Source organism: Sphingomonas sp. 1F27F7B (assembly GCF_005503355.1).
GTDB lineage: Bacteria > Pseudomonadota > Alphaproteobacteria > Sphingomonadales > Sphingomonadaceae > Sphingomonas.
Map to the genome: position 1 here is coordinate 181,013 of NZ_SCMK01000006.1, position 19,484 is coordinate 200,496.

A 19,484-nucleotide genomic window follows, 5' to 3' on the forward strand; every position below is an offset into this window, starting at 1 on the left:
TTCGCGGCCGGTCCCGTTTCGTTGCTCCAGACGGCCTTGCGCTGCGGCGCGGCAAAGGCCATTTCGGGAGCATGGACATCATCGCGGATGCCCCGACCGGCCTGGCCATGACCCTTGATCCGCTGGTCACGCGGGTGCTGGCGCCCAATCCCTCGCCCTTCACCTATACCGGCACCCAGACCTATCTGGTCGGCACCTCCGTGCTCGCCGTGATCGATCCCGGGCCGGCCGATCCCCGTCATCTCGCGGCGCTCGTCGCCGCGATCGGCGGGCGGTCGGTGGCGGCGATCCTCTGCACCCACACGCATCGCGATCACAGCCCGGCCGCCGCCCCGCTCAAGGCGGCGACGGGCGCACCGATCATCGGCTGCGCGCCGCTCACGCTCGAGGATGCCGGCCCGCGCGCCGATGCCGCGTTCGATACCGGCTATGCGCCCGACCGCGTGCTGGCGGACGGCGAATCGATCTCGGGCCCGGACTGGACACTCGTCGCGGTGGCCACGCCCGGCCATACGTCCAACCATCTCTGCTTCGCACTGCCCGAAAGCGGCGCGCTGTTCTGCGGCGACCATGTCATGGGCTGGTCGACCACGGTGGTCGCGCCGCCCGACGGCGACATGGCCGCCTATATGGCCAGCCTCGACAAGCTGATGGCGCGTGAGAGCGACCGCATCTATTTCCCGGCGCATGGCGAGCCGATCGACAAGCCGCACCGTTTCGTCCGTGGGCTGATCGGGCACCGCAAGCAGCGCGAGGGGCAGATACTGCGCCTGCTCAAGGCCGATGTCGGCGCGGTTCCCGCCATGGTCGAGCGCATGTATGCTGGGCTCGATCCCAGGCTGAGCGGCGCGGCCGGACGATCGGTGCTCGCGCATCTGATCGACTTGCGCGACCGCGGGCTCGTCATCGAGGAGGACGGCGTTTGGAAGACGACAGCGTGAAGCAGGGCGGCGGGGGCTGCCTCAAGCTGTTCGGCGTTACCCTCGTGATCGTGCTGGCGGTGGTCCTGACGATGGGCGCTGGCTTCTGGTTCCTGGGCGATACGATCAAGCGGCAGTTCCAGGGCCCGACGCCGGAGACGGTGGCGCAGGCCAGCCTGCAGGGGCTGCGGGAGCAGAACCGCCTGTCCGCCTTCGCGGCCAAGTTCGTCGCGGTGGTGACGTCGAAGCAGAGCCAGCTCGGTCTCACCGCGCAGAAGACCATGATCATGCCGGGCAGCGTGCGCTACGAAGTCGATCTGTCGCAGCTGCGCCAGGAGGACGTTGCCTGGGATGCGCAGAACAGGCAGCTCACTGTCCGGCTGCCCGCGGTCGAGGCGATGGGGCCGGACGTCGATCTCGACCAGGTCCGCCAGTACGACAATGGCGGCATCCTGCTCTCGGTCACGGATGTCGGCGGCAAGCTGGACGACGCCAATCGCAAGGCCGGCCAGCAGGAACTGCTTCGCCAGGCCCAGTCCGGGCCCTATATGCGCATGGCCCGGGAGGCGACGCGGCGCGCAGTGGAGCGCAGCTTTGCCATGCCGCTCAGGGCGACGGGCATCGACGCCCAAGTCCGGGTGCTCTTTCCGGACGAAGCCAACCGCTCGACCGAGCGCTGGGACGTATCGCGCCGGCCCGAGGAGGTTCTCGGCAACCGGGAATGATGCATATCTGCGTTGTTGAGAAGGTGTAACGAAGCGAGTAGAAGGCGCCATCGACTTTGGGGGATGGTCACATGGCTACTGTTGCCGAACCGTTGCCGCGCGCCGGGGGGCGCGATCGCTTCTTTCTCTATCTTTCGCTGGCGATGTGTGCCGTCATCGTTGCCGGGTTCGCGCTCAATCTTGCGCTGGGGCGCTCCAGCTTCGCACTGCCGCCGATCTACCATGTTCATTCCGTCATATTCTTCGGCTGGGTGGCGCTGTTCCTGACGCAGAATCTGCTCGTCGCCTCGGGCGCGGTGCGGATCCACCGGAGGCTGGGCATGCTCGCGCTCGCCTGGGTCCCGATGATGGTCGCGGCCGGCGTCGCGATGATGCTCTTCTCGGTGCGCGACCATGGCGGCCCGCCGTTCTTCGACCTGCGCGAGTTCCTGTTCGGCAATGCCGCCGACCTGTTCTGCTTCGCCGGGCTGGTGCTGACGGCAGTGGCGATGCGGGGGAATTCGCCATGGCACCGGCGGCTGATGATCTGCGCGACGGCGATACTCACGGGGCCCGGCTTTGGCCGCCTGCTGCCCACGCCGTTCCTTGTGCCCTGGGCCTGGATCATCGTGGGCGGGCTGACGCCGCTGATCTTCCCGCTGATCGGCGTCGCCGGCGATTTCCTCCGCGCGCGCCGCGTGCATCCGGCCTGGCTCTGGGGAATGGGCGCGATGATCTTCGCGCATTTCGGCGCGGAGGCGATCGCCTTCACGCCGTTCGGCGAATCGGTGACGCGCGCCGTGGTCGCAGGAACGCCCGGTGCCGAACGCGATTTCGCGGCACACTTTCCCTGACCAGCCTTGAACCCGCGCGTCTGCCGGGCCATGTGCGGCGCGGGCAAGGGAGAGTGAGGCATGGACGCGCGCAAGGGTATCGGCGGAAGCCTGACGGGGCTGGATCTCCGCGCTGAGATCGACCGGCTGCGCAAGGAGCGCAATGTCGTGATCCTCGCCCATTATTATCAGAAGCCCGAGTTGCAGGATCTGGCGGATTACGTCGGCGACAGCCTCGACCTGTCGCGCAGGGCGGCCGAGACCGATGCCGAGGTGATTGCCTTTTGCGGCGTGCGTTTCATGGCCGAGACCGCCAAGATCCTTTCGCCCGACAAAATCGTGGTGCTGCCCGACATGGATGCCGGGTGCAGCCTGGAGGACAGCTGCCCGCCCGAGCAGTTTGCGGCTTTCCGTGCCGCCCATCCGGATCACATCGCGCTGACCTATATCAACTGCTCGACCGAGGTTAAGGCGCTCAGCGACATCATCGTCACCAGCAGTTCCGCAGAGAAGATCCTCGCCCAGATTCCGGAGAGCCAGAAGATCATCTTCGGCCCGGATCGCAATCTGGGCGGCTATCTCAAGCGCAAAGTCGGCCGCGACCTCCTGCTGTGGCCGGGCGTGTGCATCGTGCACGAAGCGTTCAGCGAGACCGAACTGCTCAAGCTCAAGGCGCAGCATCCCGGCGCCCCGGTCGCCGCGCATCCCGAATGCCCGCCGCACGTGCTCGATCACGCCGATTATGTCGGCTCGACCCGCGGCATCCTGGAATTCTCGCAGACCATGCCGGGCGACACGCTGATCGTCGCGACCGAGCCGCACATCATCCACCAGATGCAGAAGGCGATGCCGGGCAAGACCTTCATCGGCGCGCCCGGCGCCGACGGCAACTGCAACTGCAACATCTGCCCCTATATGGCGCTCAACACGATGGAGAAGCTGTATCTCGCGCTGCGCGACCTCGAGCCGCGCATCGAGATCGAGGAAGGGCTGCGCCTCCAGGCGAAGAAGAGCCTCGACCGGATGCTGGAAATGGCGGCAGGCACAGTGGGGCAGGGTGACCTGGGTGCGATCGGGGATCCCGCCAGGATCCGCTGAGGGCATGCCCTTCCGGAGAACAGGCGTTGCCGGTCATCGCCATTCCGGCTGGATGCCCATCTCCGCCGAGTAATAATTCACATATTGCGCGAGCCGTGGCCGGGCCGCCAGATTGGGGCTGGCGCCGTGCGGGAGATCGTGCCGCCAGATGATCAGGTCGCCGGCGCGCGCGGGCACGCGCACCGCCTGGTCGCTCAGGTCCACCGTCCGCGGGTCCGTCTCGCCCAGCGCCGCCAGCCAGTCGGCCAGGCGGTGATGAAAGCCGGGAACCAGCTCGAACGCGCCCTGGTCCGCCGCGGTATTCGAGAGATAGAGGATGCCCTGGGTCGCGAAGGCGATCGGCGGCACCAGGCTCACGTCCCAGTGCAGCCGCGGTGCGGCGAAGTCGTGGTGGGGGCGGACGGGCGCGTTGAAGCTCATCCGGTCGATGCGCGGCCACAGGTCGCTCGTGCCCCAGAGCTGGGCGAAGGCCTTGTGCACGCGCGGTGCGCGCCGTGCCGCCTCCAATGCGGGGTGCTGGAAACGCTGGATCATCAGCCCGTTGGTGCGCGGGCCATACCAGCTCGCCGGATCGTCCGGATCGGCTCCGGCCGCTTCCCAGAGCAGCGCCGCGGCCGCGGCGACTTGTTCGGGGGTGATCGCGCCGCGCAGGATCGCATAGCCCTGGGCTTCCCAATGGGCGAGGTCCGCCGCGTCGAGCACCGGCGGCATCGCGTCGATCTCCGCAAGCCGCGCCGCGACTTGCGGCGGGGGCGGAGTGCCATCCAGAGCGGCGTGATAGCGGGCGATCGCAAGCCGGTCGGGCGGCCCCGCCGTCGCGACGATCCAACGCCGAAAATCTTCGAAATCGGGCTGCTCGAGGCCGAGATATTGCAGCGTCTGCTCCAGCCCCAGCCCCAGTGCGTCCAGCAGCAGCTTGTCCGCGATCCATTCCCCGGACGGTGACGGCCGATGTGCGACGCGCCGCTCCCAATAAGCGTGCAGCCGGCGGACTTCGGGCATCATGGCGGGTTCGATATCGGCCATGGCGGCCAGCCTGCCCCGCGCGCCGGGTTTCAGTCAATTCGAGTTGCGACCGATCCTGCGCGGTCCTGCGCGCCGTCCACACCCCCTTGCCGTCCGCGCAGACTGTGCCACAAGCGCGCCATGTCTCAAGTCTTCGCGCTCCCGGGATTCGATCTCGACGCCTTCGTTGCCGCCACGCTCGCCGAGGATCTGGGCGACAAGGGCGACATCACCTCCGCCGCGGTGATCCCGGCCGATGCGGTTTTCGCCGGCGTGATGGACAGCCGCGATGCGATCACCGTTGCGGGCCTGCCCATCGCCGAGGCCTTCTTCCGTGCGCTCGATCCCCAGGTCGAGATCGAGCGGCTGGTCGAGGATGGCGACAGCGTGGCGCCGGGGACCGATCTGATGCGGTTGCGCGGGCGTGCGCGCGCGCTGCTCACCGCCGAGCGCTCCGCTCTCAACGCCGTGCAGCATCTCTCGGGCATTGCCACCCTGGCGCGAGCCTATGTCGATGCCATGGCGGGGACGGGCGCCACGCTGCTCGATACGCGCAAGACGCTGCCCGGCCTGCGCCGGCTGGAGAAATATGCGACCCGCATGGGCGGTGCGACCAACCATCGCATGGGCCTGTGGGATGCCGCGATGATCAAGGACAATCACGTCGCGGTCGCCGGATCGGTGGCCGAGGCGGTGCGCCGCGCCGTCGCCGCGGGGATCGAGCGCATCATCGTCGAGGTCGACCGGATCGACCAGATCGAACCCGCGCTCGCCGCGGGCGCGACGCATCTGCTGCTCGACAATATGGAGCCGGAGACGCTGTGCGAGGCAGTCGCGCTGGTCGCGGGCCGGGTGCCGACCGAGGCGTCGGGCGGCGTGCGGCTCGACACGATTCGTGCGATCGCCGAGAGCGGCGTCACTTATGTCAGCGTCGGCCGGCTTACCCAGTCGGCACCCGCAGCCGATATCGGCCTGGATTTCGCGCCGGAGGGCGCAGCATGATGCGCAAGCTGGTTCTCGGATTCCTGGGCACGGGGCTCGCGCTCCTGCCCGGCATCGCCTCCGCCCAGGCGATGATGTGCCCCATGCCCGGCAAGATCGAGCGGCCGCGCCCCGATCTGCCCGGCGCGAAGGAGCCGCGCCGCATCATGCCAATCGGCTCCTATACGCTGGCGCTCACCTGGAGCCCCGGCTTCTGCCGTGCGCATGGCGACGAACCGGAGAATCGCTTCCAGTGCCGCCAGGGCGCGCGCTTCGGCTTCACGCTGCACGGCCTGTGGCCCGATGGCGAGATGCGGAGCTGGCCGCAATATTGCGCGAACACGCGCATTCTGCCGCCCGCGCAGATCAAGTCGATGCTGTGCACCACGCCCTCGGCGCAGCTGATCCAGCACGAATGGGCCAAGCACGGCACCTGCACCACGATGTCGCCGGCTGCCTATTTCGGCACGGCGAAGCGGCTCTACGACGCGGTCCGTTATCCCGACATGGATCGGCTTTCGCGCGGCGACCTGACCGTCGGCGAGTTCAAGGCGCGCTTCGCCGAAGTGAATCGCGGCATTCCCGCCAATGCGATCCGCGTGACGGTGACGCGCGAGGGGTGGCTCGACGAGCTCTGGCTCTGCCTCGACAAGGGGCTGCGCTATGAGGCCTGCCGGCCCGGCACCGGCGGCGCGGCCGATCGCAGTGCGCTGAAGATCTGGCGGGGTGGGCGGCGCTAGGCCGGATCCCGCATCCGGGTCATGGGCCTGGCCGCGCGAGCCCGGCAGGTGAAATCCCGCATTGCGAGCCGGCGCCGGGAGCATGTCCTTCCCCGAGGCGCCACGCGCTAGCGGTGATGGACCGTCGCGGTGCCCGGGTGATGCCGGTCGAGATGGCGCTTGATCAGCCGGAGGTTGCGGGTGTTCGATCGGAAGAGGAAGTCCGCCGCGTCGCCCACCACCGGCACCAGCCCGATCAACCAGTCGAAGCCGACATTGCCGACCATGCGCATCATCGTCGTCGCCGGCATCTTCAGGTTGCGCGCCTCCCAGACGATATAGAGACCGAGCAGCGCCGCGATCAGATCGCCGCCCACGGGCACCAGGCCCAGAATCGCGTCGAGACCGACCTTGGCCTTGGTGCCGGGAATGGGAACGCTGCGCTCGAGCAGATGCTCCATCATCTCGATTCGCCGGCGGACGTCCGCCGCATGCGATCCCAGCGGCAGCGCCGCGGCTGCCGCCTTTGCCCCCGAAGCCATCCGCGTCGTCCTCGCCACGTTCACCTCGTCTCGTTGCGCAGGTGGTTCAACGGGTGCCACGCGCGAGCGTTCCCCTGCCAGGCCTGCAGCCGCAGGGCGACGATAGACCATCGGAAGGGCTGGGCGATAGGGATGAAAGCGCCGTCCGCGGTGAGCGCGGCATCGGCCTCGGCGATGCGATGGGCCCGGGCGTAGAGGTCCGGCGCGTCGCGCCCGGCATCGATCAGCGTCTGCGCATCGCTGGAGCAGGCCTGGCAGGCGGTGGCGACGAACCACCGCGCACTGTCATAGGGCGCGACGGCATCGACGAGGCGCAGGTCCGCGGGCGCGTTGGTGGCAGCGCGGACCGGGTTGAGCCCGATCGCATAGAACGCCTCGGCCAGCCGCGACCAGACGAGCGTGGCGCCAGGCCCGGCGGGCAAGGCGATGCGCATGGTGACCGGGCCGGGATGCGCCCGCCGCCAGCCGGCGACTGCGGCCCGCGCGCTCTGCCGGCGCTGATCGAGGTCGAGCGCCGCCCAGGCGGGCTGCGCAGGCGGGCTGGCCGAATCGAGCTGTATCGGAAGCAGGGTCTCGACGGGCGTCCAGTCCGGATGAATCTCGTGGACCAGCGTCGCGCGGTCGATCGCCATGGCGATCGCGGCGCGATTGGCCGGATCGGCGAGAAACCCCTCGCGCGAGACGACCGCCAGGCCGAACAGCCCCAACGCATTGTCGAGCTTCACATTGGGTGCGGCGATACCCGAGGCCGTCACCAGCGGCCAGTCGATGAAGCTGCCGCCCAGCACCAGGTCCGACTGGCCGTCGCGGAAACGGGCAAGCGCCACCGCCGCGCGCTCGCCGTGGAATTGCAGCGTCTCCTGTGGGCGCGGCGCGGCGCCGTCGTCGGCCGTGTCCGGATCGGGCGCCGGCCGCAGCAGCACGCTCGCCCGGTGCTGGATGGCGCGGAACGGGCCGCTGCCGTCGAGTCTGTCCAGCCGGAACACTGCCATTTCAGGCTGGGCGAAGAGCTTTAGCAGATCGGGCCGAGGGCGTTTCAGTCGCACCTCGATCACCTGCGGTGTCATTTCGACGATCTCGTCGATGACTGCGAGGAAGGGAGAGAGCGCGTTGCGCGAGCGTGGCGCGATCGTGCGGCGCAACGTTCGCACCACCTGTTCGGCGGTGACCGGCTCGCCATCGGGCCAGGTCGCATCGTCGCGCAGGCGGAAGATGTAGCTGCGCCCGTCGTCGATCACGATCCAGCGCTCGGCCAGTCCCGGCTCGATCTGTCCGGCGGCATCGAACCGCACCAGGCCCTGGGCGGTCGCGCCGAGCAGCACGCGGCGGGCGGGATCGAGCGCTCCGGTGTCGGGATCGCCGAGTGCGCTGCCCGAGCCGATCGCGCTGACGACCACTGCGGTGTCGTCGCGTCGCTGCCCCGCGCCGCCGTCGCAAGCCGATAGCGCGATCAGGGGCAGCAGGCAGAGGAGGCGAGGGGGCATCAGGTAAATCCGGCTGGGCGGAAACGGGTGTATGATCGCCGGCCGCCGCTGCCAACCCCTGCGGCACCGCAGCGATTCGCTGCGGTGCGGGAACCATCGGTGCGTGCGAGGCATTTCACCACCATTCCTTTGAAAGGGGAGTGTGTACGATGCGTATTCTCGGTAAGGTCGCGGCTTTCGCTGCGCTGTTCTCTTTGGCTGCCGTGCCGGCACTCGCCGCGCCTGGAACCGCGGCGTCGAAACTGTCGCTGCGTTCGTCGACCGGGGCCAAGCACAAGTCGGATATCGGCGGCGCGCCGATCATCGCGATCATCGGCATTGTGGCGATCGTGGCGGGCGGCGTGATCATCGCCACCCAGGACGACAAGCCCGACAGCCCCTGAAAGGCGCGGGCCGGACCGCGGGACTCGAACCCGCACGTCCCCGAAGGGCGGAAGATTTCAAGTCCGGGCAATGGTGAGGCAAGAGATTGCCTTGCCGCTCGGCACGTCTCTCCGGCCGGTTCCCGTATATTGCCGGCAAGGCCGGCATATGGCCCGAAGTAGCGATCCTCCGGCGCTTCCCGCGATGCCCGTCGCGGCCGAATGCCGAACCGGCGCGCCAAGGTCGGCGATGCGCCGCGCGCCTTTCCGGGGCGGCGGAAATTCCATTTCACCTTCCCTTGCGCGGATCCGGTCAGGGGCGCGGCGTCGAAGCCGAGGAACGCCATAATTGGCGTCGTCATCCGAAGGCGGCCGTCAACCGCTTTTCGGACCTGGTGCGGGCGGGGGGACTCGAACCCCCACAGGCCTTGCGGCCTTACGGATTTTCTTACCAGCTACGGCTTTCGCCGCCGCCCGGATGGGCGTTTGTGGTCTGGACTATCCCTTCACCTTGCCCTGCGGATGCAGGGGGTAGGTGCTGCCCGTCTAGTCTCTACACCTTCCCGTTTCCGGGCTTGGCTCGGGATTGCCATCTGACAGGGTTCCCCGAATTTGAGCAGTTCTACTGCGCGGGTTTCCCCGCGAGCACTCAAGTCTTTGTCTAAGTCCGGTGCGTCTACCAATTTCGCCACGCCCGCACGGCCGAGGACGCTATAGCTGGGGGCGGATTCCCCGCCAAGGGCGATTGCGGTCCGGCGACACCGAGCGGCCGCCAAGCGGCGCGGGAGTGTCGTCGAGATCGAAAGCCATGGCGGGCGCGGCCGAACATAAGGCGCGCCGCGCCGTCCGGCGTCGATGATTTCGAACTCCGGGTCCGCCACATCCGTGCGCATCCACGCGAGCGCTTGGAATCCCCGGCGTCACGCGGTGCGCATTGCTCAGACGTTGAGCTTGATGCGCATTTCCTTGCCGGGCTTGAAATAGGGAACGCGCTTGGCGTCCACCTCGACCGTCTCGCCCGTACGCGGGTTGCGGCCGACGCGTGCATCGCGCGCGCGGGTGGAGAAGGCGCCGAAGCCGCGCAGTTCCACGCGGCCATCTTGCTGAAGCCGGCCGACGATCTCGTCGAAAAAGACCGACACGATCTTCTCGACCTCGCGGACCGAAAGGCCCGGATTGTCCTGCACCAGCAACTGAACCAGTTCCGAGCGGATCATCCGCAACCCTCCCTTTGCGCACGCGGACCTGCGGTCTTCCGCGTCAGCGCTAGTCCCTGACGGGCTCTGTAGCCCCGTTCACCAACCTGCATCAACCCGCAGATTGGCTATTAACCTATGATATTCGGGAATAAACGAAACGGGGAGCGGTTTTGCCGCTCCCCGCACGGTATCTTAGTTCTTTTCGTTGCGGGCCTTGAGGGCCTCGCCCAGGATGTCGCCCAGCGACGCGCCCGAATCGGACGAGCCATATTGCGCAACCGCCTGCTTCTCTTCGGCGATCTGCATCGCCTTGACCGAGAAGGTCGGCTTCTTCGAACGATCAAAGCCGGTGACCATCGCATCGAGCTTCTGGCCGACGGCGAAACGCTCCGGACGCTGCTCGTCGCGGTCGCGGCCGAGGTCGGTGCGCTTGATGAAGCCGGTCGCGCCGTCTTCGCCAACCTGGACTTCGAGGCCCGCGTCGCGGACTTCGAGGATGTTCACGGTGACGACCTGGTTCTTGTTCAGGCGATCGGCCGAGGCGGTCGAGCCCGCAGCGGCGACGCCGCCACGCTCGAGCTGCTTCATGCCGAGCGAGATGCGCTCCTTGTCCGGCTCGACTGCGAGAACGATGGCCTTAACCACTTCGCCCTTGCGGTGCAGGTTGAGCGCGTCCTCACCCGAGATGCCCCAGGCGATGTCCGACATGTGGACCATGCCGTCGACGTCGTTGTCCAGGCCGATGAACAGGCCGAACTCGGTGGCGTTCTTGACTTCGCCCTCGACTTCGGTGCCCACCGGATGCTCGGCGGCGAAACGCTCCCACGGGTTCTGCTGGGCCTGCTTGAGGCCGAGCGAGATGCGGCGCTTCTCGGCATCCACCTCGAGCACCACGACTTCGACTTCCTGCGAAGTCGAGACGATCTTGCCCGGGTGCACGTTCTTCTTGGTCCAGCTCATCTCCGAGACGTGGACCAGGCCCTCGATGCCCGGCTCCAGCTCGACGAACGCGCCATATTCGGTGATGTTGGTCACGCGGCCGCTGAGCTTCGCGCCGACCGGATACTTGGCGGCGGCGCCGTCCCACGGATCGCTCTCAAGCTGCTTCATGCCCAGCGAGATGCGCTGGGTGTCGCGGTTGATGCGGATGATCTGCACCTTCACCGTGTCGCCGATGCCCAGCATCTCGGACGGGTGGTTGACGCGCTTGTAGCTGAGATCGGTGACGTGGAGCAGGCCGTCGATGCCGCCCAGGTCGACGAACGCACCGTAATCGGTGATGTTCTTGACGACGCCGTCGATGATCTGGCCCTCGGCCAGGCTCTGGATGAGGCCCGAACGCTGCTCGGCGCGGGTCTCTTCGAGCACGGCGCGGCGCGACACGACGATGTTGCCGCGCTTGCGGTCCATCTTGAGGATCTGGAAGGGCTGCGGGATGTCCATCAGCGGCGTGACGTCGCGCACCGGGCGGATGTCGACCTGCGAGCCGGGGAGGAAGGCCACCGCGCCCGAAAGGTCGACGGTGAAGCCGCCCTTGACGCGGCCGAAGATCACGCCCTCGACACGGGCCGACTTGGCGAATTCGGCTTCCAGCTTGTCCCAGGCGGCTTCGCGGCGGGCGCGGTCGCGGCTGAGCATCGCTTCGCCATTGGCGTTCTCGACGCGGTCGACATAGACTTCGACTTCGTCGCCGACCTTGAGATCGGCCTTCTGGCCCGGCGCGGCGAATTCGCGCAGCGGCACGCGGCCTTCGGACTTGAGGCCGACGTCGATGACTGCGAGGTCGTTCTCGATGCCGGTGACGGTACCGATCACGACGCGGCCTTCGAAGCCGTCCGCCTGACCGAGGGTCTGCTCGAGAAGCGCCGCGAAATCGTCGCGGCTCGGATTTGCCGTAGTGGCCATAAGGGTTTCAGTTCCTAATCATGTTGTTTCCGGCCGGTCGGTTGGATCCGACGGTCTTTGGGCCAGACTCGCCGCGGCGGCCGATCGCCGGTCGCGGCATCCATTGTGCGGGAGCAAGCGAAGGAAGCAAGACGCCGGTGAAAGCGAAAACGGCGCGTGAGAGTCTCCCCTCCGCGCCTTCCTCCGCGGACACCCGCCCGCTGGACGCGCGCGCTCTAGCCGAAACTGCCGATATCCGCAAGCATTGCAGAGCGGCGCGCGGGATGCGACCTGCGGATTCCGAGGCCGGGTCGCGAGGAATGAAGATGGAATATGACAGCCAGCGTTTCACCAATGCCGAGATCGTGCTGGACGGCAACACCTTCCGCAATTGCACCTTCAACGAAGTGGTATTCGTCTATTCGGGCGGGCCGGTGGAAATGGCCGATTGCGGCATCGAACGCTTCTCGATGAAGTTCGACGGCGATCTCGCCCAGGGGCTGTTCACGCTCTACCAGCTGTTCGGCACCGAGGGCATGCTCCAGATCATCCGCGGCTTCACCCAGCCGACCGAGGGCGAGATCCAGATCGATATCTAGCGGGCGTGTCAGCCGGAAGCGTGGATCGCGTTCGTCTTGCTCTCGACGATCGCGATCGCGCGCTGGACGGCGGCATCGATCGAGAGGAAGCTGGTGTCGAGCAACGCGGCGTCCCTGGCTTGCGCCATCGGCGCTTCGGTGCGCTTGGAATCGCGTTCGTCGCGCGCGCGGATGTCCGCCAGCACCTTGTCGAGACTGGTGAGCACGCCGTGCTTGCGCAGTTCCAGGTGGCGGCGCTGGGCGCGGATCATCGGAGTCGCCTTGACGAAGAGCTTCACGTCCGCGTCGGGCGCGATCACCGTGCCGATGTCGCGTCCGTCGAGCACCGCGCCGCCGGGTTGGCGCGCGAACTTCTTCTGGCGGTTGAGCAGGGCGGCGCGCACCAGCGGATGCGCCGACACGACGGACGCCGCCTTGCCCACTTCGTCGGAGCGCAGCCAGGGATCGTCGAGCAGGTAATCCTCGAAGCTGCAGGCGGAGACTGCGTCGGCTTCCTTGGCCGGGTCCAGCTCCTCGCGCAGCACGGTGGCGGCGACGGCGCGGTAGAGCAGGCCGGTATCGAGATGCGGCAGCCCGTAATGCTGCGCCAGGGCGCGCGCGATGGTGCCCTTGCCAGAGGCTGCCGGTCCGTCGACTGCGATGATCATATGCCCCAGCGTTCGCGGCACATGGGCGCGCCGTCAAGCGATTCGAGCGCAAATCCGCGTTCAGGCGGCGTCGTGGCGTGCCATCCAGTCGCGCAGCAGCGCCAGATAGGCCTCGGGCTGGTCGGACAGGATCGAGTGCGCCGATCCCATCACTTCCCGAAAGGTCGCGCCGGGAACCCGTGCGGCGAACCCGGCGACAGTCTCGGGCCGCGCCTCGTCATATTCGCCGCAGACGAACAGCGTCTTCGGCCCGTCGAGCTTCGCCAGCAGCGGCTCGCCGTCATAGTCCCGGAGCGTGCCGGTCGAGACGAACTCGGCCTTGCCCCACATGCGCCGGTAAAGCGTGTCGCCGGCATCGCGCGGCGCCCGGGCGCGATAGGCGGCGATGCCGTCCGCCCGCTGCGAGCGGATCACGTGGCGGCGGTAGAAATCCCAGGTCGCCGCCTCGCAGGCCCGGGCTGGCGGCGGGGCGGCGGTGTCGCACTTCTCCAGCGTGGTGCGCACTTCCGCCGGCATCCGCGAGCGGAGCAGATCGGCATCGGCGATCCAGCTCTTCGTCGAGACGAGCGGCGACTGGACGATCAGGCTGGCGGTATCGGGCCGCCGCCGCGCGCCATATTCGATCGCCAGCGTGCCGCCCCAGCTACCGCCGCCGACATGCCAGCGGGTGATGCCCAGCGCGTCGCGGATCCGGTCGATCTCGTCGACGAAGCGCGACACCCGCCAGTTCTTCGGATCGAGCGGCGCGTCGGAGCGGCCGCTGTCGAGCTGATCCCACAGGATCACCGCGCGCTCGTTGGCCAGGGCGGTGAGGGGGAGGAGCCCGGAATGATCGCCGCCCGGGCCGCCATGCGCATAGATAAGCGGCGGGCGGGCGCCCTCGAGGTCGCCGTTCACTCGCACATAGACGCTGCCGCCCTCGACCGGGACCATCAGCTCCCGGTCCGGCGCGAAGCGGATCTCGTCCCGCATCCGGGCCCAGGCGGGAAGGGCGAGGGTGCCTGCGGCAAGGCCGCCGAGAAAGGCGCGGCGGCCGAGCCGGATCATGCGGTCAGGCCGTCCAATACGTCGAAAAAGGCGGGATAGCTGGTCTGCACCGGTGCGACGTCGTCGATCGCGATCGGCGCGGCGGCCACCAGCCCGGCGACGGTCATGCTCATCGCGATGCGGTGGTCGAGCTTCGAGACGGCATTGCCGCCGCCCGGGATCGGCGCGCCGCCGGTGCCGGTGATGGCGAGCCCGTCGTCAAACTCCTCCAGCGAGACGCCATTGGCTTCGAGCGCGGCCCGCATCGTCGCGATCCGGTCCGATTCCTTGACGCGCAGCTCGTGCGCGCCGCGCGCCACCGTGCGCCCCTCGGCGACCGCGGCTGCGACGAACAGGATCGGATATTCATCGATCATGCTGGGCGCGAGCTCGGGCGGCACTTCGATCGCCTTCAGCGGGGCATGGCGCACGCGCAGATCGGCGACCGGCTCGCCGCCCACTTCGCGCGCATCCAGTTCCTCGATCGAGGCGCCCATCATCCGCAGCGCCTGGATCAGGCCGGTGCGGGTGGGGTTCATGCAGACATTGGCGATGGTGACGTCCGATCCCGGCACGATCGAGGCGGCGACCATCCAGAAGCCGGCGGAAGAGGGATCGCCCGGCACGATGATGTGCTGGGGCTTCAGTTCCGCCTCGCCGCGGATCGAGATGATCTTGCCCTCGGGGCCGTCCTCCACGGTCAGCTCGGCGCCGAAGCCGCGCAGCATCCGTTCGCTATGGTCGCGAGTCGGCACCGGCTCGATCACCCGAGTGATGCCCGGCGTATTGAGCCCGGCGAGCAGCACCGCCGACTTCACCTGGGCCGAGGCGACCGGCAAGGTATAGGTGATCGGCACGGCGGGGCTGATCCCCCGCAGCATCAGCGGCAGAGTCTGACTCCCCTTGGCGCCCGGGCTGGCGGTGATGTCCGCGCCCATCTGGCCCAGCGGCTCGATCGCGCGGCCCATCGGCCGGCTGGAGAGCGAGGCGTCGCCGGTGAAGGTCACCGTGATCGGATGGCTGGCGACCAGGCCCATCAGCAGCCGGGTGGAGGTGCCCGAATTGCCCATGTCGAGCGCGCCCTCGGGCTGGAGCAGGCCGCCGACGCCGACGCCGTGCACGGTCCAGGCGCCGTCCGCGCCGCGAGTCACCACGGCGCCCATCGCGCGCATCGCCGCGGCCGTGGCGAGCACGTCCTCGCCCTCGAGCAGTCCCTCGATCCGGCTTTCGCCGACGGCGAGCGCCGAGAACATCAGCGAGCGATGGCTGATCGACTTGTCTCCGGGCACGGTGACGCGGCCCCGCAAGGGGCCACGGGCGGAGATGCTGAGCGGACGGGGAGGAGAGGCGGACATGACGCCCGGCTTTGACAGCGCCCTTGCGGCATGGCAAGGCGCCTCCCACTTTCCGGGACCTGTTCCCGAAATCCAAGATTTGAAAGGCGAAGAGGCAACACATGGTGAAGCCCGAATGGGGCACGAAGCGCGCGTGCCCGAAGTGCGGAACGCGCTTCTATGATCTGACCAAGGACGAACCGGTGACCTGCATCAGCTGCGGGTTCGCCTGGGATCCGGAACCGATCCTCAAGTCGAAGCAGCCGCTGCCTTTCGAGGCGGTGAAGGCCGAGAAGCCCGCGACGGAGGATTCCGATCTGGGTGACGAGGATCTGGACATCGGCGACGACGACGAGGAGCCCTCGGCGGACGACGATGTCGATCTGGGCGGCGACGACGACCTGGGCGTCGAGACCGGCGGCGACGACGAAGAGCAATAAATCCGGGAAAATTGGCAGGGACCGAAAAAAGGTCCTTGCCAGACCCGCGGAGCCCTTTTAGAGGGCCCGTCTTCCCGGGGTTTGGGGCCGTAGCTCAGCTGGGAGAGCGTCGCAATGGCATTGCGAAGGTCAGGGGTTCGATCCCCCTCGGCTCCACCATTCCCCCGATGAAATGAGCCCGCAGAAATGCGGGCTTTTTTCGTTTGCGGGTCGTGCCGTCGGTGGCGGGCGGAGGCCAATCCGCAGACCCCGGTAGCGCAGACGGACGCCGGCAAGCGCGCCTGCCGCCCTTCGGCCGCTTCACGCGGGGAGCGGCGGCGCCATGCGCAACGGCATGCGGAGCGTCGCGGTGAAGCCGGCCTGCTCGGCGATTATATCCAGACGAGCATCGGGCCCGTAGAGCGTGGCGAGCCGCGCCCGGATATTGCGCAGCCCCACACCGGTCCCGCCGGAGGGGGCCGTTGTGCCATCGCTTCCGGTATCGATGACCGAGATCAGCAGGAATCCCTCCGCCCCGCGCACGATGATGCGGATCATCGCGCCCGAGCGCGAGGGGGCCACCGCATATTTCACGGCATTCTCGACGAGCGGCTGGAGGATGAAGCTCGGCACGCTGGCGTCCAGCAGGTGATTCGGGCAATCGATCTCGACGCGCAGCCGGTCTCCGAAGCGGACCGCTTCGATGTCGAGATAGGATTCGATGATGGCGAGCTCGTTCGCGAGGGGGATGGGCGCCTTGGCGTCGGTGGCCAGGCTGCCGTGCAGAAAATCGGCCAGCTTCATGGTCATCGCCTCGGCTTCGACGTTGCGGTTCATGGCGGCCAGGCTGGCGACGGCATTCAGCGTGTTGAGCAGGAAATGCGGATTGAGCTGGAAGCGCAGGGCTTCGATCCTGGCCTCCTGCGCGGCGAGCTTCGCTTCGGTGGTGATCCTTTCCTGCCGCTTCGCCTTCTCGTCGACTCCCAATGCCCAGAACAGCGTGGCATTCAGGCAGAAGGTCCAGGAATAGAGCGCGAAATTATTGCCTGCGCGCGGGCCGAATGCATGCGCCCAATCATGCCATCGCGGAAGAAACAGCGTGGCCAGCCAGTCATAATAGATCAGGTCGATCACGCTCAGGGCCGCCCCCGCCGCGAGGCAGGCCAGGCCCAGCAAGGGCCAGCGGCCCATCACGCCATGCGCTTCGAGACCGCGCCAGACGAGGTAGAGGATCGCGACGGCGGCCAGCGAGAGAGCCCAGAGCGGAATCTCGACCAGGAACTGGACCAGATAGCCGCGCCCCTTCAGCCCCCCGATCAGGACGGTCAATCCATGACCGAATGTCCAGAGGATCAGCGAGATGCGGGCAACGGCACCGGTCAACCCGGGAGCAGATATCGGGCCGCCTCGCATCTGTCGTGATCGCTCCCCCGGAATGGCGTGCCGCTCAGGGCCTTCATGTCCGCCCTCGAGGCGGAGAACGGAGCATAGTTCCGGCTGCGACGAAATCCCATATCCGCGCGACGAAAACGGACATGGGCACGATGAAAGGCGCGCGCCGCTGCGTCCCTTCGGAGCGAAGGCGGGCGGTCAGGCCACGCGGCAGAGCGGATTGGGCTGCGCCGATGCGAGCGCCTGGACAATGGCGGCGATGAGCGGCAGTCCGTGCAGGATCGCTTCGTCGCTGGTTCGTCCGAGCAGTCGTGAGGTTTCGGCAAGCCCGAGCATGATCGCGACCATTTCTTCGGCGCCGCGTTGCGGATCCCGGTGGAAATCGCGGGCCCGCCGCGTGCCGAGATAGGTCGCGAGGGACGTGCCCAGCGGATCGAGAATCTCGCGCTCGAAGGCGCTGCGGAGTTCCGGATGATCGTTGCCATGGCGGACCAGCGCCAGGTGGAGATCGGAGAAGCAGGTGCTGGTGAACAGCACGAGCAAGTCCCGCATGAAGCGATTCAGTGCCGGATGCAGCTGCTGTTCGCCGGGTGGGGCGGCCGGCACCTGCGCCTTCAATTGCCGAAGCGTCTGGTGAATGACCGCGACGAAGAGCTCGTCCACATTGGCGAAGTGATTGTAGATCGTCCGCCGAGTCAGCCGGGCTTCCCGGGCAATATGCTCGAAAGTGACCCCGGCGAGGCCGTGGCGCGCAAAGAGGGCGCGGCCGGCGAGCAGGATCGCGGCGCGGTTTTCGCGCCGGCTGCGCGGCGCGGAAGTCTCCGGAGGGATGTTCCCGACGATGAACATTGCTGTCCCCTTTTCAACGCTGGCCGAGCCCATGCGCAGGGAAGACGGACGATGCTGCATCGGCTGCGACGGAAGCCGTCCGCCGCGCGACGGGCCGGGGATTGCACGTTGCCGGGAAGGAATGGCGGCTGTGCGGCGATCTCCGGCGGCCGCTATGCTATCCCATCGTTCCGGTCCGCCTGGGGGGAGATTGCATGCGGTTGCTGGCCAGCTGGGAGCTGGGGCTGGGATATGGACATGTCGCGACTCTCGCGCCGGTCTGCCGCGCGTTGCGTGCGGGCGGGCATCATCTGACCTTGGCGGCACGGACGCCGCAGACCGCGTTGCGCCTGGAGCGCGATGCGTTCGACTTGGTGGTGCAGAGTCCGCGTTTCGCCGGCGCCGTGCCCAGGCGCGAGACGCTGACTTATGGCCAGGTAATCGCGGCGGGCGGGCTGGCGGACGCGGCCGGTGCGATACCCCTGGTCCGGCAATGGCTGGACTTCTTCGAGCAGCTGGCGCCGGATGCGCTGCTGGCGGAACATGCGCCCTTGTCGTTGCTGGCGGCCCATGTTGCCGGGCTCCCCGCGCGCCGGCTCGGCCCCACCTTCGTGGCGCCCCGCGCGCGCGATGCGGGCGCAAGCCTGCAGCCCTGGGCCGGACATGATGCCGCCGAGCTGGCGGCGGCGCAGCTTCCCGCCGATCGGGCGGTGCGGGAAGCCTGCCGCCATTTCGGCGCGCCCGAACTTGCCGGGCTCGACGAGTTGCTGGCGGGTGCGCCGCTCCATTCGCTCGCCTGGGCCGAACTCGATCACTACGGGCCGGACGGGACCGCTTCCTATTATGGCCCGCTGATCGGCATCGAGGCCGATGCCCGCCCCGACTGGCCGGAAGGCGAAGGCCCGCGGACGCTCGTCTACCTGCCGTTCGACCGGGCCGGCAGCGCGATCGTGGTGCGTGCGCTCCGCGCGCTGGGCTGGCCCGCGCTCTGGCATTCGGCGAGTTCCCCTGGCGAGGCGCTGCCCGGCAACATCCGGTACAGCGCCGCGCCCATCGATCTCGCGGCGGTGGCGCGCGAAGCGGCGCTCTATGTCGGCCGGGGGAGCTATGGCGCCTCGGCGAGCATGCTCGCCGCCGGAGTGCCGCAGCTCCTCTTGCCCGATACGCTGGAATCGCTGCTGCTCACCTATCGGCTGCGCCTTGCCGGCGCCGCCCAGTCGCAGGCCGTGTCGGCGGGAGCGGATGCGGTGCGAGCGGCGCTCTGCCGCGCCGCCGGCGACGATCGGATACGCGCGCAGGCCGCGCGGATCGCGGCGCGCCACGCCAATCATCGCGCCGATACGATGACCGGCCTGCTAGTCCGGAACCTCCTGTCCGGAATAGCCGACTGAAAACTGCACAATCGCGTGAAGTTGCATTCCGCTGTGTAGTTAAAGCGTTGGAACTAGTTTTCGAACATCGGCATCTGCCCTTGCTGTTCACGCTGGCGCGTACATCCGAGCCGGCAC

The 19,484-nt window shown here is 68.0% G+C and carries 20 protein-coding genes and 2 tRNA genes; 11 read left to right on the forward strand and 11 right to left on the reverse strand.

The annotated features are described in order from the left end of the window. Positions 1-71 precede the first annotated feature (71 nt). From FFS08_RS08085 to nadA, 4 genes are all read left to right on the forward strand, one after another. The gene (locus FFS08_RS08085) at positions 72-941 is read left to right on the forward strand and encodes an MBL fold metallo-hydrolase (protein ID WP_137861515.1); all 870 of its coding nucleotides are present in this window, start codon (positions 72-74) and stop codon (positions 939-941) included. Beyond that, entirely contained in the window at positions 923-1,645 is a 723-nt protein-coding gene (locus tag FFS08_RS08090) for a DUF4230 domain-containing protein (RefSeq protein WP_249340977.1), read from the forward strand. The genes FFS08_RS08085 and FFS08_RS08090 overlap by 19 nt, the downstream gene beginning before the upstream one ends. A 71-nt stretch (positions 1,646-1,716) precedes the next feature. Next, entirely contained in the window at positions 1,717-2,478 is a 762-nt protein-coding gene (locus FFS08_RS08095; protein WP_137861516.1) for a hypothetical protein, read from the forward strand. A gap of 60 nt (positions 2,479-2,538) precedes the next feature. Beyond that, entirely contained in the window at positions 2,539-3,555 is a 1,017-nt protein-coding gene (gene nadA / locus FFS08_RS08100; protein WP_137861517.1) for a quinolinate synthase NadA, read from the forward strand. Between the two features lie 33 nt (positions 3,556-3,588). Here nadA and FFS08_RS08105 read toward each other — a convergent pair whose 3' ends face one another. Then, a complete protein-coding gene (locus FFS08_RS08105) occupies positions 3,589-4,581 on the reverse strand; it encodes a phytanoyl-CoA dioxygenase family protein (protein WP_249340978.1) in 993 nt (330 codons plus the stop codon). 120 nt (positions 4,582-4,701) lie between these two features. On the opposite strand from FFS08_RS08105, the gene nadC reads away from it, so the two are divergent. Together nadC and FFS08_RS08115 are read left to right on the forward strand one after the other, a co-directional pair. Then, positions 4,702-5,562: a carboxylating nicotinate-nucleotide diphosphorylase gene (nadC, locus tag FFS08_RS08110; RefSeq protein ID WP_137861518.1), complete on the forward strand. Its 861-nt coding sequence runs from the start codon at positions 4,702-4,704 to the stop codon at positions 5,560-5,562. Further along, complete coding sequence (locus tag FFS08_RS08115) at positions 5,562-6,281, forward strand: ribonuclease T2 family protein (protein WP_171012533.1); 720 nt, start codon at positions 5,562-5,564, stop codon at positions 6,279-6,281. The genes nadC and FFS08_RS08115 overlap by 1 nt, the downstream gene beginning before the upstream one ends. Positions 6,282-6,388: 107 nt before the next feature. Here FFS08_RS08115 and FFS08_RS08120 read toward each other — a convergent pair whose 3' ends face one another. Together FFS08_RS08120 and FFS08_RS08125 are read right to left on the reverse strand one after the other, a co-directional pair. Then, positions 6,389-6,802: a DUF4112 domain-containing protein gene (locus FFS08_RS08120; protein WP_137861520.1), complete on the reverse strand. Its 414-nt coding sequence runs from the start codon at positions 6,800-6,802 to the stop codon at positions 6,389-6,391. 20 nt (positions 6,803-6,822) lie between these two features. Beyond that, positions 6,823-8,286, reverse strand: a complete 1,464-nt coding sequence (locus FFS08_RS08125) for an ABC transporter substrate-binding protein (protein WP_137861521.1) — start codon at positions 8,284-8,286, stop codon at positions 6,823-6,825. A gap of 149 nt (positions 8,287-8,435) precedes the next feature. On the opposite strand from FFS08_RS08125, the gene FFS08_RS08130 reads away from it, so the two are divergent. Then, positions 8,436-8,669, forward strand: a complete 234-nt coding sequence (locus FFS08_RS08130) for a hypothetical protein (protein ID WP_137861522.1) — start codon at positions 8,436-8,438, stop codon at positions 8,667-8,669. An 8-nt stretch (positions 8,670-8,677) separates the two neighbouring features. On the opposite strand, the gene FFS08_RS23415 is transcribed toward FFS08_RS08130, so the two are convergent. From FFS08_RS23415 to rpsA, 3 genes are all read right to left on the reverse strand, one after another. Next, positions 8,678-8,785 (reverse strand) — tRNA-OTHER (locus FFS08_RS23415). A gap of 801 nt (positions 8,786-9,586) precedes the next feature. Continuing rightward, positions 9,587-9,865, reverse strand: coding sequence for an integration host factor subunit beta (locus FFS08_RS08135; RefSeq protein WP_137861523.1), 279 nt, complete (start codon positions 9,863-9,865; stop codon positions 9,587-9,589). A 174-nt stretch (positions 9,866-10,039) separates the two neighbouring features. Then, complete coding sequence (rpsA, locus tag FFS08_RS08140; RefSeq protein WP_137861524.1) at positions 10,040-11,752, reverse strand: 30S ribosomal protein S1; 1,713 nt, start codon at positions 11,750-11,752, stop codon at positions 10,040-10,042. A gap of 305 nt (positions 11,753-12,057) precedes the next feature. Here rpsA and FFS08_RS08145 point away from each other — a divergent pair, with 305 nt between their 5' ends. Then, positions 12,058-12,330 (forward strand): hypothetical protein, encoded by a 273-nt coding sequence (locus tag FFS08_RS08145; protein WP_137861525.1) that lies wholly within the window; start codon positions 12,058-12,060, stop codon positions 12,328-12,330. An 8-nt stretch (positions 12,331-12,338) separates the two neighbouring features. Here the strand turns inward: FFS08_RS08145 and FFS08_RS08150 are convergent, their stop codons facing one another. The 3 genes from FFS08_RS08150 to aroA are packed head-to-tail and all read right to left on the reverse strand — an operon-like array spanning position 12,339 to position 15,358. Continuing rightward, positions 12,339-12,977, reverse strand: coding sequence for a (d)CMP kinase (locus FFS08_RS08150; RefSeq protein WP_137861526.1), 639 nt, complete (start codon positions 12,975-12,977; stop codon positions 12,339-12,341). 60 nt (positions 12,978-13,037) lie between these two features. Next, a complete protein-coding gene (locus FFS08_RS08155; protein WP_249340979.1) occupies positions 13,038-14,024 on the reverse strand; it encodes a proline iminopeptidase-family hydrolase in 987 nt (328 codons plus the stop codon). Further along, positions 14,021-15,358, reverse strand: a complete 1,338-nt coding sequence (gene aroA / locus FFS08_RS08160) for a 3-phosphoshikimate 1-carboxyvinyltransferase (protein WP_137861527.1) — start codon at positions 15,356-15,358, stop codon at positions 14,021-14,023. The genes FFS08_RS08155 and aroA overlap by 4 nt, the downstream gene beginning before the upstream one ends. 101 nt (positions 15,359-15,459) lie before the next feature. Between aroA and FFS08_RS08165 the strand changes: the two genes are divergently transcribed. Together FFS08_RS08165 and FFS08_RS08170 are read left to right on the forward strand one after the other, a co-directional pair. Further along, entirely contained in the window at positions 15,460-15,777 is a 318-nt protein-coding gene (locus FFS08_RS08165) for a TIGR02300 family protein (protein WP_137861528.1), read from the forward strand. Positions 15,778-15,860: 83 nt separating this feature from the next. Beyond that, a tRNA-Ala gene (locus FFS08_RS08170) sits at positions 15,861-15,936 on the forward strand. Between the two features lie 141 nt (positions 15,937-16,077). Here the strand turns inward: FFS08_RS08170 and FFS08_RS08175 are convergent. Both FFS08_RS08175 and FFS08_RS08180 read right to left on the reverse strand, forming a co-directional pair. Next, positions 16,078-17,139 (reverse strand): sensor histidine kinase, encoded by a 1,062-nt coding sequence (locus FFS08_RS08175; protein WP_171012524.1) that lies wholly within the window; start codon positions 17,137-17,139, stop codon positions 16,078-16,080. A 207-nt stretch (positions 17,140-17,346) separates the two neighbouring features. Then, positions 17,347-17,997, reverse strand: coding sequence for a TetR/AcrR family transcriptional regulator (locus FFS08_RS08180; protein WP_171012525.1), 651 nt, complete (start codon positions 17,995-17,997; stop codon positions 17,347-17,349). 194 nt (positions 17,998-18,191) lie between these two features. Between FFS08_RS08180 and FFS08_RS08185 the strand changes: the two genes are divergently transcribed. Next, complete coding sequence (locus FFS08_RS08185) at positions 18,192-19,367, forward strand: glycosyltransferase (RefSeq protein WP_137861531.1); 1,176 nt, start codon at positions 18,192-18,194, stop codon at positions 19,365-19,367. Positions 19,368-19,484: the final 117 nt, after the last annotated feature.

Coding starts and splice junctions, on each gene's coding strand:
- FFS08_RS08150 (WP_137861526.1), bottom strand. CDS start 12,977: ATGATCATCGCAGTCGACGGACCGGCAGCCTCTGGCAAGGGCACCATC.
- FFS08_RS08085 (WP_137861515.1), top strand. CDS start 72: ATGGACATCATCGCGGATGCCCCGACCGGCCTGGCCATGACCCTTGAT.
- FFS08_RS08105 (WP_249340978.1), bottom strand. CDS start 4,581: ATGGCCGATATCGAACCCGCCATGATGCCCGAAGTCCGCCGGCTGCAC.
- FFS08_RS08125 (WP_137861521.1), bottom strand. CDS start 8,286: ATGCCCCCTCGCCTCCTCTGCCTGCTGCCCCTGATCGCGCTATCGGCT.
- FFS08_RS08095 (WP_137861516.1), top strand. CDS start 1,717: ATGGCTACTGTTGCCGAACCGTTGCCGCGCGCCGGGGGGCGCGATCGC.
- nadA (WP_137861517.1), top strand. CDS start 2,539: ATGGACGCGCGCAAGGGTATCGGCGGAAGCCTGACGGGGCTGGATCTC.
- FFS08_RS08145 (WP_137861525.1), top strand. CDS start 12,058: ATGGAATATGACAGCCAGCGTTTCACCAATGCCGAGATCGTGCTGGAC.
- FFS08_RS08120 (WP_137861520.1), bottom strand. CDS start 6,802: ATGGCTTCGGGGGCAAAGGCGGCAGCCGCGGCGCTGCCGCTGGGATCG.
- FFS08_RS08115 (WP_171012533.1), top strand. CDS start 5,562: ATGCGCAAGCTGGTTCTCGGATTCCTGGGCACGGGGCTCGCGCTCCTG.
- aroA (WP_137861527.1), bottom strand. CDS start 15,358: ATGTCCGCCTCTCCTCCCCGTCCGCTCAGCATCTCCGCCCGTGGCCCC.
- FFS08_RS08135 (WP_137861523.1), bottom strand. CDS start 9,865: ATGATCCGCTCGGAACTGGTTCAGTTGCTGGTGCAGGACAATCCGGGC.
- FFS08_RS08180 (WP_171012525.1), bottom strand. CDS start 17,997: ATGTTCATCGTCGGGAACATCCCTCCGGAGACTTCCGCGCCGCGCAGC.
- FFS08_RS08155 (WP_249340979.1), bottom strand. CDS start 14,024: ATGATCCGGCTCGGCCGCCGCGCCTTTCTCGGCGGCCTTGCCGCAGGC.
- FFS08_RS08130 (WP_137861522.1), top strand. CDS start 8,436: ATGCGTATTCTCGGTAAGGTCGCGGCTTTCGCTGCGCTGTTCTCTTTG.
- nadC (WP_137861518.1), top strand. CDS start 4,702: ATGTCTCAAGTCTTCGCGCTCCCGGGATTCGATCTCGACGCCTTCGTT.
- rpsA (WP_137861524.1), bottom strand. CDS start 11,752: ATGGCCACTACGGCAAATCCGAGCCGCGACGATTTCGCGGCGCTTCTC.
- FFS08_RS08185 (WP_137861531.1), top strand. CDS start 18,192: ATGCGGTTGCTGGCCAGCTGGGAGCTGGGGCTGGGATATGGACATGTC.
- FFS08_RS08165 (WP_137861528.1), top strand. CDS start 15,460: ATGGTGAAGCCCGAATGGGGCACGAAGCGCGCGTGCCCGAAGTGCGGA.